General features: G+C 58.2%; 12 protein-coding genes. 8 read left to right on the top strand and 4 right to left on the bottom strand.

Annotation, left to right across the window (positions count from 1 at the left end):
• Positions 1-18 precede the first annotated feature (18 nt).
• Complete coding sequence (locus tag PspR84_RS23945) at positions 19-4,551, bottom strand: M10 family metallopeptidase C-terminal domain-containing protein (RefSeq protein ID WP_160059363.1); 4,533 nt, start codon at positions 4,549-4,551, stop codon at positions 19-21.
• A gap of 201 nt (positions 4,552-4,752) precedes the next feature.
• On the opposite strand from PspR84_RS23945, the gene PspR84_RS23940 reads away from it, so the two are divergent.
• Positions 4,753-5,397: an MBL fold metallo-hydrolase gene (locus PspR84_RS23940; RefSeq protein ID WP_160059362.1), complete on the top strand. Its 645-nt coding sequence runs from the start codon at positions 4,753-4,755 to the stop codon at positions 5,395-5,397.
• A 118-nt stretch (positions 5,398-5,515) separates the two neighbouring features.
• Entirely contained in the window at positions 5,516-6,253 is a 738-nt protein-coding gene (locus PspR84_RS23935) for an OmpA family protein (RefSeq protein WP_160059361.1), read from the top strand.
• Positions 6,254-6,479: 226 nt separating this feature from the next.
• On the opposite strand, the gene PspR84_RS23930 is transcribed toward PspR84_RS23935, so the two are convergent.
• Positions 6,480-6,914 carry a DUF1043 family protein gene (locus PspR84_RS23930; protein ID WP_160059360.1) on the bottom strand — a complete coding sequence of 145 codons (435 nt, stop codon included), beginning with the start codon at positions 6,912-6,914 and terminating at the stop codon, positions 6,480-6,482.
• Between the two features lie 144 nt (positions 6,915-7,058).
• Here PspR84_RS23930 and PspR84_RS23925 point away from each other — a divergent pair, with 144 nt between their 5' ends.
• The 3 genes from PspR84_RS23925 (at position 7,059) to zapE (ending at position 10,253) form a co-directional block, all read left to right on the top strand.
• Complete coding sequence (locus PspR84_RS23925; protein WP_160060136.1) at positions 7,059-7,688, top strand: alpha/beta fold hydrolase; 630 nt, start codon at positions 7,059-7,061, stop codon at positions 7,686-7,688.
• Between the two features lie 24 nt (positions 7,689-7,712).
• Entirely contained in the window at positions 7,713-9,068 is a 1,356-nt protein-coding gene (locus PspR84_RS23920; RefSeq protein WP_160059359.1) for a tryptophan--tRNA ligase, read from the top strand.
• 90 nt (positions 9,069-9,158) lie between these two features.
• A complete protein-coding gene (zapE, locus tag PspR84_RS23915) occupies positions 9,159-10,253 on the top strand; it encodes a cell division protein ZapE (protein ID WP_160059358.1) in 1,095 nt (364 codons plus the stop codon).
• 186 nt (positions 10,254-10,439) lie between these two features.
• Here zapE and PspR84_RS23910 read toward each other — a convergent pair whose 3' ends face one another.
• Positions 10,440-11,336 carry a GlxA family transcriptional regulator gene (locus tag PspR84_RS23910; RefSeq protein ID WP_174244530.1) on the bottom strand — a complete coding sequence of 299 codons (897 nt, stop codon included), beginning with the start codon at positions 11,334-11,336 and terminating at the stop codon, positions 10,440-10,442.
• Between the two features lie 249 nt (positions 11,337-11,585).
• On the opposite strand from PspR84_RS23910, the gene PspR84_RS23905 reads away from it, so the two are divergent.
• Positions 11,586-12,722, top strand: a complete 1,137-nt coding sequence (locus tag PspR84_RS23905; protein ID WP_160059356.1) for an acyl-CoA dehydrogenase family protein — start codon at positions 11,586-11,588, stop codon at positions 12,720-12,722.
• A 101-nt stretch (positions 12,723-12,823) separates the two neighbouring features.
• Here PspR84_RS23905 and PspR84_RS23900 read toward each other — a convergent pair whose 3' ends face one another.
• Positions 12,824-13,864: an NADP(H)-dependent aldo-keto reductase gene (locus PspR84_RS23900; RefSeq protein ID WP_160059355.1), complete on the bottom strand. Its 1,041-nt coding sequence runs from the start codon at positions 13,862-13,864 to the stop codon at positions 12,824-12,826.
• Positions 13,865-14,109: 245 nt separating this feature from the next.
• Here PspR84_RS23900 and rplM point away from each other — a divergent pair, with 245 nt between their 5' ends.
• Entirely contained in the window at positions 14,110-14,538 is a 429-nt protein-coding gene (gene rplM, locus PspR84_RS23895; RefSeq protein WP_007917032.1) for a 50S ribosomal protein L13, read from the top strand.
• 14 nt (positions 14,539-14,552) lie between these two features.
• Positions 14,553-14,945, top strand: coding sequence for a 30S ribosomal protein S9 (gene rpsI / locus PspR84_RS23890; RefSeq protein ID WP_008080273.1), 393 nt, complete (start codon positions 14,553-14,555; stop codon positions 14,943-14,945).
• Positions 14,946-14,949 lie beyond the last annotated feature (4 nt).

The following is a 14,949-nucleotide window of genomic DNA, read 5'->3' as shown; positions in this document are numbered from 1 at the left end:
GTACAAGCGCGACGAAGATCACGCCACCAGATCAGTGGCGTTGAAGTTGTTGACACCGACCAGCTGGATTTCAAAATCCGCACCGACGTTGCCGCTGACGTTGCCCGACAGCACTTGGTCGACGAAGCGCAACTGGCCTGCGCCGGTGAAGTCGTTGGCGCCAATGAAGGAAAAACCATTGAAGCCCGCGGTCAGCAGGTTGGCATCGAAGTGGGTCAGATCGATCTTGTCACCTTGGGCACTGCTAAAGTCCGTGATGACATCGCGCAGGCTGCCAAGGCCGCTCTCGTTCCAAGCGTTGAAAATGAACACGTCCGCACCAATGCCGCCGGTCAGCGAATCTGTCCCGAGTCCGCCGATCAGAAGGTCATTGCCCGCGCCGGCATTCAGCAAATTGTTACCGTCGTTGCCGGTCAGGCTGTTGTTCAATGCGTTACCCGAGCCATTGAGGTTGGTGCTGCCGGTGAGTACGAGGTTTTCCAGATTGTCGCCCAGGGCCCAGTCGATGGAGGCGCGTACAGTGTCGATTTCGCCCGCCAGGGTGCTGGTTTCAATCGTGCTGTCGTAGACGTTGTCGACGATATAGGTGTCGTTGCCCAGACCGCCAATCATGGTGTCGCCACCCATGCGTCCGTCCAGCACGTTGTCGCCAGCGTTACCGATGAGGGTGTTGTTGGTCCAGTTGCCGGTGCCGTTGATGGCGTTGCCGATCAGGATCAGTTGCTCGACGTTGGCCCCCAAGGTGTAGTCGATGGAGGAGTACACCTGGTCGATGGCGGTCAGCGAGGTATCGGTTTCGATGACGACATCGCCGATGTTGTCGACGTAGTAGGTGTCGATGCCGTCGCCACCGATCATGGTGTCAGCGCCGAGGCCGCCGTTGAGCACGTTGTTCAGTGCATTACCGGTCAGCGTGTTGTTCAGTGCGTTGCCGTTGCCATTGATGGCCGAGCCGGTCAGCACCAGGTTTTCCAGATTGGCCCCCAGGGTCCAGTTGACGGAAGAACGTACGGTATCGATCTCACTGATCAGGGTGCTGTTTTCCCTTACGATGTCGGAGACGTTGTCGACGATGTAAGTGTCGTTGCCCAGACCGCCGACCAGCACGTCGGCACCCACGCCACCGTCAAGGACGTTATCGCCATCATTGCCGATGATGCCGTTGTTCACCGAGTTGCCCGTGCCGTTGAGGTTGGCATTGCCGGTCAGTATGAGGTTTTCCAGGTTGGCGCCCAGGGTCCAGTCAATCGAGGCGCGTACAGTGTCGATTTCGCCCGCCAGGGTGCTGGTTTCAATTGTGCTGTCGTAGACGTTGTCGACGATATAGGTGTCGTTGCCCAGACCGCCAATCATGGTGTCGCCACCCATGCGTCCGTCCAGCACGTTGTCGCCGGCGTTACCGATGAGGGTGTTGTTGGTCCAGTTGCCGGTGCCGTTGATGGCGTTGCCGATCAGGATCAGTTGCTCGACGTTGGCCCCCAGGGTGTAGTCGATGGAGGAGTACACCTGGTCGATGGCGGTCAGCGAGGTATCGGTTTCGATGACGACATCGCCGATGTTGTCGACGTAGTAGGTGTCGATGCCGTCGCCACCGATCATGGTGTCAGCGCCGAGGCCACCGTTGAGCACGTTGTTCAGTGCGTTACCGGTCAGCGTGTTGTTCAGTGCATTGCCGTTGCCATTGATGGCCGAGCCGGTCAGCACCAGGTTTTCCAGATTGGCCCCCAGGGTCCAGTTGACGGAAGAACGCACGGTATCGATTTCGTCCGCCAGAGTGCTGGTTTCAATCGTGCTGTCGTAGACGTTGTCGACGATGTAGGTGTCGTTGCCCAGACCGCCAATCATGGTGTCGCCACCCATGCGGCCGTCCAGCACGTTGTCGCCAGCGTTACCGATGAGGGTGTTGTTGGTCCAGTTGCCGGTGCCGTTGATGGCGTTGCCGATCAGGACCAGTTGCTCGACGTTGGCCCCCAGGGTGTAGTCGATGGAGGAGTACACCTGGTCGATGGCGGTCAGCGAGGTATCGGTTTCGATGACGACATCGCCGATGTTGTCGACGTAGTAGGTGTCGATGCCGTCGCCACCGATCATGGTGTCAGCACCGAGGCCGCCGTTGAGCACGTTGTTCAGTGCGTTACCGGTCAGCGTGTTGTTCAGTGCGTTGCCGTTGCCGTTGATGGCCGAGCCGGTCAGCACCAGGTTTTCCAGGTTGGCGCCCAGGGTCCAGTCCACCGAAGAACGTACGGTATCGATCTCACTGATCAGGGTGCTGTTTTCCCTTACGATGTCGGAGACGTTGTCGACGATGTAAGTGTCGTTGCCCAGACCACCGACCAGGACGTCGGCACCCGCGCCACCGTCGAGGATGTTATCGCCATCGTTGCCTGCGATGTCGTTGTTCGCCGAGTTGCCCGTGCCGTTGAGGTTGGCATTGCCGGTCAGTACGAGGTTTTCCAGGTTGGCGCCCAGGGTCCAGTTGACCGAAGAGCGCACGGTATCGATTTCGCCCGCCAGAGTGCTGGTTTCAATCGTGCTGTCGTAGATGTTGTCGACGATGTAGGTGTCGTTGCCCAGACCGCCAATCATGGTGTCGCCACCCATGCGGCCGTCCAGCACGTTGTCGCCGGCGTTACCGATGAGGGTGTTGTTGGTCCAGTTGCCGGTACCGTTGATAGCGTTGCCGATCAGGACCAGTTGCTCGACGTTGGCCCCCAGGGTGTAGTCGATGGAGGAGTACACTTGGTCGATGGCGGTCAGCGAGGTATCGGTTTCGATGACGACATCGCCGATGTTGTCGACGTAGTAGGTGTCGATGCCGTCGCCACCGATCATGGTGTCAGCGCCGAGGCCGCCGTTGAGCACGTTGTTCAGTGCATTACCGGTCAGCGTGTTGTTCAGTGCGTTGCCGTTGCCATTGATGGCCGAGCCGGTCAACACCAGGTTTTCCAGATTGGCACCCAGGGTCCAGTCCACCGAAGAACGTACGGTATCGATCTCACTGATCAGGGTGCTGTTTTCCCTTACGATGTCGGAGACGTTGTCGACGATGTAAGTGTCGTTGCCCAGACCGCCGACCAGCACATCGGCACCCACGCCACCGTCAAGGACGTTATCGCCATCATTGCCGATGATGCCGTTGTTCACCGAGTTGCCCGTGCCATTGAGGTTGGCATTGCCGGTCAGTATGAGGTTTTCCAGGTTGGCGCCCAGGGTCCAGTTGACCGAAGAGCGCACGGTATCGATTTCGCCCGCCAGGGTGCTGGTTTCAATCGTGCTGTCGTAGATGTTGTCGACGATGTAGGTGTCGTTGCCCAGACCGCCAATCATGGTGTCGCCACCCATGCGTCCGTCCAGCACGTTATCACCGGCGTTACCGATGAGGGTGTTGTTGGTCCAGTTGCCGGTGCCGTTGATGGCGTTGCCGATCAGGATCAGTTGCTCGACGTTGGCCCCCAGGGTGTAGTCGATGGAGGAGTACACCTGGTCGATGGCGGTCAGCGAGGTATCGGTTTCGATGACAACATCGCCGATGTTGTCGACGTAGTAGGTGTCGATGCCGTCGCCACCGATCATGGTGTCAGCGCCAAGATTGCCATTGAGCGTATTGTTCAGTGCGTTACCGGTCAGGATGTCATCGAAGACAGAGCCGACCGCGTTCTCGATCTTGGCACCATAGGCAATCGCCAGGCCGTCGTTGATCGCTGTCAGAGTGTTGTAATCGACGAACGCCTTTCCGATTTGGCTATAGGCGCCTTCATTCAAGTTGATGCTGACGGGCGCAAGTTGATTGCTGCCATCGATCGTGTCGTTGCCACCGGCATCCCAGATGGTTTCGAAAATCGACTGGTCCGCCGCCCATTTGTACAGGTTGTCACCGGCCTGCCACGTCATATTGGCGCCGTACAGGCTCTGGATCGCCAAGATGTCCAGAACCATCGGTGTGGTCGGTTGATAGGAATAGTTACTGTTGTAACTCATGACCGTGAAGTGCACATCGTCGAGCGAAGGGGCCAGCAGAGTCTTGTTGGTAGCACTGGTGTCGAACGGATGCTTGAGGCCCAGCGCATGACCGATTTCATGCACGAACGTCATGAAGTCGTAACTGCCTTTGACGGGATTCGGGTCATTGGTTGCCTCGCCGACCCAGACATCGCCACCCGCAGGCAGATTCTCAGGAAAATAGGCCCAGGCCGCTGTTTTGTCATCCATCAACCGATAGCCGCCAAAACGCAGGTCGCCAACGTTGGTCAGGGTGTCGCTGGTCAACGTGAAGTTGAGGTTGGCAACCGCGCTCCAGGCACCCAACGCACCGGTTATTGCGGTTTTCTGTGCCGCCGTCAGCTCATACAGAGCGTTGTATTCATTTTTTGGGCTGTAGTCGGTGACGAAGTAAGAAGTTACCGGCGCCATGAAGCTGTAGCTCAAATTAGTCGCCCCGGATGGACTCCAGCCGGATCCCAGCCAGAATTTTCCGGAAATAAGGCTGTCGACGATAGCGTTGCCAGTCAATGAGGCAGGGAAGGCGAAGGAGTAAGTCTTGGGCGTTGGCATGCGGAATTTCCTGAGTACTATGCGGCCCTTCCTGAATGCGACCGCTACAAAAAATGCGATTTTGCACCAGATTTTGTGCGTTTGATATCATTGAGCCATTATTTTCTGATTAATGGCGCCAAATATCTGGCCTGGCGTTCTTTATCGGCCCTTGCAGTAGAATCCTGAGCAAACGCTAATTACCGTCTGTCGAGGATGTTTATGTCTGTTGCCACAACCGCGCTGATTCGCGAAACCTTCCCCGTCGGTCCCCTTCAGTGCAATTGCACGATCATCGGCGATCCCGTTACCAGGAAAGCCATCGTTGTCGACCCGGGCGGCAACTCCGACCTGATCATGGCGCGTCTCGATGCGCATGGCCTGAAAGTCGTCAGCATCATTCACACCCACGCGCATCTCGATCACTTCCTCGCCTCCGGGCAGATGAAGGAAAAAACCGGTGCGACCTTGCACTTGCACAAGGAAGACCAGTTTCTCTGGGACAACCTCGAAATGCAGTGTCAGATGTTCGGTGTCCCGTACACCCCGGTGCCGTCACCGGATCGCTGGTTGAGCGACGATGAAGAACTGGCCTGCGGTTGCGGCGTTGCCCTGCACACGCCGGGACATACACCCGGTTCCATGAGCTTTTGGTTTTCCGAGGCTAAGCTGTTGATAGCGGGCGACACGTTGTTTCGTCGCGGCGTAGGGCGCACGGATTTGTGGGGCGGCGATCAGGCGACCATCGTGCGTTCGATCAAGCAGCGGCTATACACCTTGGACGAGGACGCGACCGTGGTGACCGGACATGGGCCGGATACGCGTCTGGGTGATGAAATGCGCGAAAACCCGTTTGTGCGCGCCTAAATATTTTGTCACGAGTGCCCGGCGGAATTTTTGTGCATTGTCATGATCAAACGCCCGCGCAGGTCCATTTAACCCAGTGGCCGCTGCACCACAGAATGCGAAAAACCAGGAGCTCTCCATGTTCACCACGCGTCGTTTGATTATTGTCGCTACTGCCGTGGCCTTGCTGTCCGGCTGCGCCTCGCCTAACCCGTATGACAATCAAGGCCAGGCCGACGGTGGCTCGCAAGGCATGAGCAAAACCGCCAAGTATGGTGGCCTCGGTGCACTCGCCGGCGCACTGGCCGGTGCCGCCATCGGTCACGACAACCGCGGCAAAGGCGCATTGATCGGCGCCGCTGTGGTCGGTGCTTCCGCTGCCGGTTACGGTTATTACGCCGACCAGCAGGAAAAGAAACTGCGCGCGAGCATGGCCAACACTGGTGTTGAAGTGCAGCGCCAGGGCGATCAGATCAAGCTGATCATGCCGGGCAACATTACGTTCGCCACTGATTCGGCGAACATCGCCTCCAGCTTCTATCAGCCGCTGAACAATCTCGCGGGCTCGTTGAAAGAGTTCAGCCAGAACCAGATCGAAATCGTTGGCTATACCGACAGCACCGGCGCCCGCCAGCACAACATGGACCTGTCCCAGCGTCGTGCGCAGAGCGTGGCAACCTACCTGACTTCGCAAGGTGTCAGCGGTGCCAACCTGTCGGCCCGTGGCGCCGGTCCGGATAACCCGATTGCCAGCAACGGTGACGTCAATGGCCGGGCGCAGAACCGTCGCGTTGAAGTCAACCTGAAAGCGATTCCGGGTCAGCAGTATGGTGGTCAGCAGCAACAGCAGCCGGGTACGGTTCAGCAGTATCCGTAACTGAATGCCTGAATGAAAAAATGCCCGGTCCTGTGATCGGGCATTTTTATGTCTGGCCTGTGTCGGCCCCTTCGCGAGCAGGCTCGCTCCCACATTTGAAATGCATTCCCCTGTGGGAGCGAGCCTGCTCGCGAAGGGGCCGCTACAAACACCGAAGATTACAGACACAAAAAAGCCCCCGGACACATCACTGTCCGGGGGCTTTTTGTTTGTCAGCGAAGACTGATTATTTCTTCAACCCGTAATGCTCATCGAGCATGCCCGGCGAGTTCGGGGTCTTCGGTGCGTAGTCGCGCGGTGGCTCCTGATCGCGCGGAGGCGTCAGGCGTTCGCGTGGCGCCGCTGCAGCGTCAGCGTGCAGGGCAGCGATCAGGCGCTGGCGGGTCTGCTCGTCCAGGGCCAGACGATTGGCGCCCTCGGCGAGATGATCCTGCACTTCCTGATAGCTCTGGGTCAGTTTCTTGACCAGCATCGCGGTGCTGTTGAAGTGGGTGACCACCTCGTTTTGATAACTGTCGAAACGCTCCTGGATATCATCCAGTTGACGCTGCGTACGGCTCGGCGCGGCGTTCGGCGCAACGCGCGCGATCAGGAATCCAATGGCGACACCCACAACCAGGGCAAGAGTCGGTAACAACCAAACTAAGAGCGAGTGTTCCACGAGTCCTTCCTCTATAAACGGCTTTGCTTTACGTTAACGGCTCGAACCTGCGCTGTATACCGCGATTCACTCGCAATAGATTGGCACAGACAATTTGCTAGACGAGTCGACCCGATTCGAGGTCACGGAGTTCCTTCCTTGCTGATGCGTGAAACCCCTGTAGTGATTGACGGCCCGGTGGGTCAACTTGAGTCTCTGTACCTGGATAACGAGCAGCCAATCGGCATCGCGCTGATCTGCCATCCGAACCCGGTGCAGGGCGGCACCATGCTCAACAAAGTCGTCTCGACCCTGCAGCGCACCGCGCGCGACGCGGGCCTGATCACCTTGCGCTTCAACTATCGCGGCGTGGGTGCCAGCGAAGGTTCGCACGATATGGGCACCGGCGAGGTCGACGATGCTCAGGCTGCCGCTGCATGGCTGCGTGAAAAACATCCGAATCTGCCACTGACCCTGTTCGGTTTTTCCTTCGGCGGATTTGTTGCTGCAAGTCTCGGCGGCCGTCTCGAAGCGCAGGGCGTGCAGCTAAAACATCTGTTCATGGTCGCGCCGGCGGTCATGCGCCTGGGCGAGCAGGATCAACTGCCACAGCACGGCGAACTCACGGTGATCCAGCCAGAAACCGACGAAGTCATCGATCCGCAGCTGGTTTACGACTGGTCGGAAAAACTCCAGCGCCCCCATGAGCTGCTGAAAGTGGCAGAATGCGGACACTTTTTTCATGGCAAGCTGACCGATCTCAAGGATCTGATCCTGCCGCGTCTCTCGAATTGATTGCAGTCTGACAAGCGATTACCCATGACGAACCGTACCCGTATCCTCACCGGCATCACCACCACCGGCACGCCACACCTGGGCAACTACGCCGGCGCCATCCGCCCGGCGATACTCGCCAGCCGCGACAGCAATGCCGATTCGTTCTATTTCCTGGCCGACTACCACGCCTTGATCAAATGCGATGACCCGCTGCGCATCCAGCGCTCGCGTCTGGAAATCGCTGCGACCTGGCTGGCCGGTGGCCTCGATGTCGACCGTGTGACCTTTTACCGCCAGTCCGACATCCCGGAAATCCCTGAGCTGACCTGGCTGCTGACCTGCGTTGCCGCCAAGGGCCTGCTCAACCGTGCGCACGCTTACAAGGCCTCGGTGGACAAGAACGTCGAAACCGGTGAAGACCCGGATGCCGGCATCACCATGGGCCTCTACAGCTACCCGGTGCTGATGGCCGCGGACATCCTGATGTTCAACGCGCACAAGGTGCCGGTCGGTCGCGACCAGATCCAGCACGTGGAAATGGCCCGCGATATCGGCCAGCGCTTCAACCACCTGTTCGGTCAGGGCAAAGAATTCTTCACCATGCCCGAAGCGCTGATTGAAGAGAGCGTGGCGACGTTGCCGGGCCTCGACGGTCGCAAGATGTCGAAGAGCTACGACAACACCATCCCGTTATTCTCCAGCGCCAAAGAGATGAAGGACGCGATTTCGCGGATCGTCACTGACTCCAAAGCGCCAGGCGAAGCGAAAGATCCGGACAACTCGCACTTGTTTACGCTGTTCCAGGCTTTCGCCACACCGGCGCAGGCTGACGAATTCCGTAGCGAATTGCTCGGCGGTCTGGGTTGGGGCGAGGCGAAGAACCGTCTGTTCCAGTTGCTCGACAACGATCTCGGCGAAGCGCGCGACAAGTATCACCAGTTGATCGAACGTCCGGCAGATCTGGAAGACATCCTGCAGATCGGCGCCAGGAAGGCCCGCGCCGTGGCAACGCCGTTCCTCAACGAACTGCGCGAAGCCGTTGGCCTGCGCTCTTTCGTCAATCAGGTTCAGGTTGCTGCGACCACCAAGAAGAAAGCCGCGAAAGCCGCGCGTTTCGTCAGCTTCCGCGAAGACGATGGCAGCTTCCGTTTCCGTCTGTTGGCGGCCGATGGCGAGCAACTGCTGTTGTCGCGCAACTTCGCCGACGGCAAAACCGCCGGGCAGGTGACCAAGCAACTGCAATCCGGCCAGCCGCTGGACGTGCGCAGCGAAGACCTGAGCTTCAGCGTGTGGCTGGAAGGCGAGTGCGTTGGCGACAGCCCGGCATTCGCCGACGATGCTGCGCGGGATGCGGCCATCGAGGCTCTGCGCGTCGCGCTGACCCCGGTTCAGGACTAATCGGCGGCACGGTCCGACCAAGGGCCGATTGCCATTCCCACGGGCCATCGCTACAGTGACGGCCCGTTTTTGTTGCCTTGCTAACGAATTATGACGCCCCTAGAACGATACCAAGCTGATCTGAAACGCCCGGATTTCTTCCATGACGCCGCGCAGGAAACCGCTGTGCGTCATTTGCAGCGCCTGTACGACGATCTGATCGCCGCCGATCAGAGCAAGCCGGGTCTGCTGAGCAAACTGTTCGGCAAAAAAGATCAGACGCCGGTCAAAGGTCTGTATTTCTGGGGCGGCGTAGGTCGCGGCAAAACTTACCTGGTCGACACCTTCTTTGAAGCGCTGCCGTTCAAGGAAAAGACCCGCACCCACTTCCACCGCTTCATGAAGCGCGTGCACGAAGAGATGAAAACCCTCGGCGGCGAGAAAAACCCGCTGACCATCATCGCCAAGCGCTTCGCGACCGAGTCGCGGGTGATCTGCTTCGATGAATTCTTCGTCTCCGACATCACCGACGCGATGATCCTCGGCACGCTGATGGAAGAACTGTTCAAGAACGGCGTGACCCTGGTCGCGACCTCGAACATCGTTCCGGACGGTCTGTACAAGGACGGCCTGCAACGCGCGCGTTTCTTGCCGGCGATTGCGCTGATCAAACAGAACACCGAGATCGTCAACGTCGACAGTGGCGTCGACTACCGTCTGCGCCACCTCGAACAAGCGGAACTGTTCCACTATCCGCTCGACGAAGCCGCTCACGAAAGTCTGCGCAAGAGCTTCAAGGCACTGACGCCAGAGTGCACCGCAGCGGTCGAGAACGACGTGCTGATGATCGAAAACCGCGAGATCCGTGCCCTGCGCACCTGCGATGACGTGGCCTGGTTCGACTTCCGCGAACTGTGCGACGGCCCGCGTAGCCAGAACGACTACATCGAACTGGGCAAGATCTTCCACGCCGTGCTGCTCAGCGGTGTCGAGCAGATGAGCGTCACCACCGACGACATCGCCCGCCGCTTCATCAACATGGTCGACGAGTTCTACGACCGTAACGTGAAACTGATCATTTCCGCTGAAGTCGAGCTGAAGGATCTGTACACCGGCGGCCGTTTGAACTTCGAGTTCCAGCGCACGCTGAGCCGACTGTTGGAAATGCAGTCCCACGAATTCCTGTCGCGGGCGCACAAGCCTTAAACAATTTTGCGAGACAAAAAAAGGGCCTGCAATTGCAGGCCCTTTTTTTATATCCAGAATTCACCGCAATACCCTGTAGGAGTGAGCCTGCTCGCGATAGCGGTGGATCAGTCACATAAGTACTGCATGGACGGACGCAATCGCGAGCAGGCTCACTCCTACATGGGTTTGTGTATGGGCAGAGGGCTACGCAGCCTGCTGAAACTGCTGCCGATACTGATTCGGCGACAGCTCCGTGTGCTGGCGGAACAACCGCGCAAAGAAGCTCGCATCGTCGTAGCCGACCTCATAACTGATGGTCTTGATGCTTTTGCGGCTGCCGGACAGCAAGCCTTTCGCGGTCTCGATACGCAGCCGTTGCAAGTAATGCAGTGGCTTGTCGCCGGTAGCGGTCTGGAAGCGCCGCATGAAGTTGCGGATGCTCATGCCGTGCTCGCGAGCGACGTCTTCGAAGCGGAACTTGTCGGCGAAATGCTCTTCGAGCCAGTGCTGGATCTGCAGGATGATCACATCCTGGTGCAGCTTCTGCCCACCAAAACCGATGCGTCCCGGCGAATAGCTGCGCTGCACTTCATAGAGAATGTCGCGCGCCACCGCTTGGGCGACGTTGGCCCCGCAGAAGCGCTCGATCAAGTAGATGTACAGGTCGCAGGCTGAGGTGGTGCCGCCGGCGCAGTACAGGTTGTCGGCGTCGGTCAGGTGCTTGTCCTGGTTGAGGTAGACCCTGGGGAAACGCTCGGCAAATGCGTTGAAGAAACGCCAGTAGGTGGTCGCTTCCTTGCCATTGAGCAAGCCGGCCTCGGCCAGCCAGAAGACCCCGGTGGCTTCGCCGCACAACACGGCGCCGCGCGAGTGTTGTTCGCGCAGCCACGGCAGGACTTGTGGGTAACGGCTGCACAGCGTATCGAAATCGTCCCAGAACGCCGGGAGGATGATGACATCGGCGTTTTCCAGGCCACCATCGACCGGCATCACGACGTCACTGAAGCTGTTCACCGGTTTGCCGTCGGGGCTGACCAGGCGTGTTTCGAATGCCGGTGTCAGGCCGTGGCCCAGTTGTTTGCCATACCGCAGGCTGGCCAGATGGAAGAAATCCTTGGCTTGCATGAGAGTGGAGGCGAAAACCCGGTCGATTGCCAGGATGCTGACGCGCCGCAAGGGCGTGGAGACTTGCTTGGACATAATTCAACTTTTGTTTTGTTTTTATAAGGGAAAGTGGTCACCAGACGGCTGGATCGTCTTATTTTTTGTCGGATGTGTCCAGTGTCCTGTGTCAGAGGGGAGGCTTAGTCTCTGAAGGTCATCTCCTCCAACAACAAAGAAAGGTGCCGCATGATCCCCAGAACCTTGTTCAGCTCCGAGCACGAATTGTTTCGCGACAGCGTACGAACCTTCCTTGAGAAAGAGGCGGTGCCGTTCCATGCGCAATGGGAGAAACAAGGCTATATCGACCGCAAACTGTGGAACAAGGCAGGCGAGGCGGGGATGCTCTGCTCGCACCTGCCGGAAGAGTACGGCGGGTTGGGGGCGGACTTTCTTTACAGCGCTGTGGTGATCGAGGAGGTCGGTAGATTGGGTTTGACCGGGATCGGCTTTTCGCTGCACTCGGACATTGTCGCGCCGTACATCCTGCATTACGGCAGTGAAGCGCTGAAGCACAAATACCTGCCGAAACTGGTCTCGGGCGAGATGGTCACGGCCATCGCCATGACCGAGCCGGGCGCCGGTTCCGACCTGCAAGGCGTGAAGACTACCGCTGTGCTGGACGGTGACGAGTATGTGATCAACGGTTCGAAAACCTTTATCACCAACGGCTTTCTCGCGGACCTGGTGATCGTCGTCGCCAAGACCGACCCGAAGGCCGGCGCCAAGGGCACCAGCCTGTTTCTGGTGGAAGCGAATACGCCGGGCTTCGACAAGGGCAAGCGTCTGGAGAAGGTCGGCATGAAGGCCCAGGACACCTCGGAATTGTTTTTCCAGGATGTGCGTGTGCCGAAGGAAAACCTGCTGGGGCAGGCCGGGGCAGGGTTTGCTTATCTGATGCAGGAGTTGCCGCAAGAACGACTGACAGTGGCGATCGGTGGCCTGGCCTCGGCCGAAGCGGCTTTGCGGTGGACGCTTGATTACACCCGCGATCGCAAGGCCTTCGGCAAGGCGATTGCCGACTTCCAGAACACTCGCTTCAAGCTCGCAGAGATGGCCACGGAAATTCAGATCGGCCGGGTGTTCGTCGATAAATGTCTGGAGCTGCACCTGCAAGGCAAGCTGGATGTGCCGACGGCAGCGATGGCGAAATACTGGGGTACGGATCTGCAATGCAAGGTGCTCGACGAGTGCGTGCAGTTGCATGGCGGCTACGGCTTCATGTGGGAATACCCGGTGGCCCGGGCGTGGGCGGATGCGCGGGTGCAACGGATCTATGCCGGCACCAATGAAATCATGAAGGAGATCATTGCGCGGTCGCTTTGATCTTCGCTGCATTGGCAGGCTTCTTCGCGAGCAGGCTCGCTCCCACAGTGGATCACCGTACCTGTGGGAGCGAGCCTGCTCGCGAAGCTTTTAGCGTTGAATCAAGGCGCAGGATTCGGATGATCCTTGTGAATCGCCTCAATCCCTTCCAGTACTTCATCCGACAGCTTCAGATCAAAACTGGCAATGTTGCTGTCCAGTTGCTCAAGCGTCGTCGCCCCAATGATGTTGCTGGTGACAAACGGTTGCTGCGTCACGAACGCCAGCGCCATTTGCGCCGGATCCAGGCCATGTTCACGGGCCAGTGCAACATAGCGGCTGCATGCTGCTTCCGACTGCGCATTGAAATAGCGGCTGAAGCGACTGTAGAGGCTCAGGCGTCCTTTCGGCGGACGCGCGCCACCCTCGTACTTGCCTGAGAGGAAACCAAACGCCAGCGGCGAATAGGCCAGTAGGCCGCACTGTTCGCGGATGGCGATCTCCGCCAGGCCCACTTCAAAACTGCGGTTGAGCAGGTTGTACGGGTTCTGGATCGATACCGCGCGCGGCCAGCCACGGGCTTCTGCCAGTGCGAGAAAACGCATGGTGCCCCACGGCGTTTCGTTAGACAGGCCGATGTGGCGGATTTTGCCGGCTTTTACTTGTTCGTCGAGTGCTTCGAGGGTGTCTTCGAGCGGCGTCAGGTTGGATTCGATCTTGTGCTTGTAGCCCAGTTGTCCGAAAAAGTTGGTGCTGCGCTCCGGCCAGTGCAATTGATACAGATCGATGTAGTCGGTTTGCAGGCGCTCGAGGCTGGCATCCACCGCTGCGGTGATGTGCTGACGGTTATGGCGCAGGTTTTTGTCGCGGATGTAGTCGATGGTGTTGCCGGGACCGGCAATCTTGCTGGCGAGTATCCAGTCGGCGCGATCGCCGCGACTTTTGAAGTAATTGCCGATATAGCGCTCGGTGGTGGCATAGGTTTCGGCTTTCGGCGGCACCGGGTACATCTCGGCGGTGTCGATAAAATTGATCCCGGCTTCCTTGGCCCGTTCGATCTGCGCGAAGGCTTCAGCTTCAGTGTTTTGCTCGCCCCAGGTCATGGTGCCGAGGCAGATTGCACTCACGTTCAGGTCGGTACGGCCTAGCTGGCGATAGTCCATCAGGTGCTCCTTGGGCAAAACAATCATAAAAGCAGGTTGAAATATTTTTCGCAATCTGCATAATTGCCGACCTCTTTCTGCAGTGGAAGTGATGCGCCGCCGCCGAAGAATCTTGCCGTTGAACGGACGCGCCGACCCGAGCCCCCGAAAGCGTCTGTATCCGGCTGCCTTTGACTTGTCAAAGTACGCACTATTCAGTAAGATCCGCCGTCTAATTTACAGGGCGGCCCCTGAGGCTATAAAGAATGAAAACTTTTACTGCTAAACCGGAAACAGTAAAGCGCGACTGGTTTGTCGTCGACGCTGCTGGTCAGACCCTGGGTCGTCTGGCCACCGAAATCGCGAGCCGTCTGCGTGGCAAGCACAAGCCTGAGTACACTCCTCACGTTGATACCGGCGACTACATCGTCGTAATCAATGCTGAGCAGATTCGTGTTACCGGTGCTAAAACCACTGACAAAATGTACTACTCCCACTCCGGTTTCCCGGGCGGCATCAAGTCGATCAACTTTGAAAAGCTGATCGCTAAAGCCCCTGAGCGCGTGATCGAGACCGCGGTTAAAGGCATGCTGCCTAAAAACCCACTGGGTCGCGACATGTACCGTAAGCTGAAAGTCTATGCGGGCGCTGCACACCCACATACTGCTCAGCAGCCCCAAGAACTGAAGTTTTAACGGAATAGTACATTATGTCGGCGACTCAAAATTACGGCACTGGCCGTCGCAAGACCGCAACCGCACGCGTTTTCCTGCGTCCGGGTACTGGTAACATCTCCATCAACAACCGTTCGCTGGAAAACTTCTTCGGCCGTGAAACTGCCCGCATGGTAGTTCGCCAGCCGCTGGAGCTGACTGAGACTGTCGAGAAGTTCGACATCTACGTCACCGTGATCGGTGGTGGTGTAAGTGGTCAAGCTGGCGCAATCCGCCACGGCATCACTCGCGCTCTGATGGACTACGACGAAACCCTGCGTGGCGCTCTGCGCAAAGCTGGCTTCGTTACTCGCGATGCCCGTGAAGTTGAACGTAAGAAAGTTGGTCTGCGTAAAGCGCGTAAGCGTCCGCAGTACTCGAAGCGTTAATTCC

The sequence above is a fragment of the Pseudomonas sp. R84 genome, assembly GCF_009834515.1.
Lineage (GTDB): Bacteria > Pseudomonadota > Gammaproteobacteria > Pseudomonadales > Pseudomonadaceae > Aquipseudomonas.
The sequence above is the reverse complement of the archived record's forward strand: the minus strand, read 5'-3'. Positions and strand labels throughout refer to the sequence as shown.

Excerpts from the sequence above, each read along its gene's own strand:
- PspR84_RS23945 (WP_160059363.1), bottom strand. The coding sequence starts at position 4,551 with ATGCCAACGCCCAAGACTTACTCCTTCGCCTTCCCTGCCTCATTGACT.
- PspR84_RS23940 (WP_160059362.1), top strand. The coding sequence starts at position 4,753 with ATGTCTGTTGCCACAACCGCGCTGATTCGCGAAACCTTCCCCGTCGGT.
- PspR84_RS23935 (WP_160059361.1), top strand. The coding sequence starts at position 5,516 with ATGTTCACCACGCGTCGTTTGATTATTGTCGCTACTGCCGTGGCCTTG.
- PspR84_RS23925 (WP_160060136.1), top strand. The coding sequence starts at position 7,059 with ATGCGTGAAACCCCTGTAGTGATTGACGGCCCGGTGGGTCAACTTGAG.
- PspR84_RS23920 (WP_160059359.1), top strand. The coding sequence starts at position 7,713 with ATGACGAACCGTACCCGTATCCTCACCGGCATCACCACCACCGGCACG.
- zapE (WP_160059358.1), top strand. The coding sequence starts at position 9,159 with ATGACGCCCCTAGAACGATACCAAGCTGATCTGAAACGCCCGGATTTC.
- PspR84_RS23905 (WP_160059356.1), top strand. The coding sequence starts at position 11,586 with ATGATCCCCAGAACCTTGTTCAGCTCCGAGCACGAATTGTTTCGCGAC.
- PspR84_RS23900 (WP_160059355.1), bottom strand. The coding sequence starts at position 13,864 with ATGGACTATCGCCAGCTAGGCCGTACCGACCTGAACGTGAGTGCAATC.
- rplM (WP_007917032.1), top strand. The coding sequence starts at position 14,110 with ATGAAAACTTTTACTGCTAAACCGGAAACAGTAAAGCGCGACTGGTTT.
- rpsI (WP_008080273.1), top strand. The coding sequence starts at position 14,553 with ATGTCGGCGACTCAAAATTACGGCACTGGCCGTCGCAAGACCGCAACC.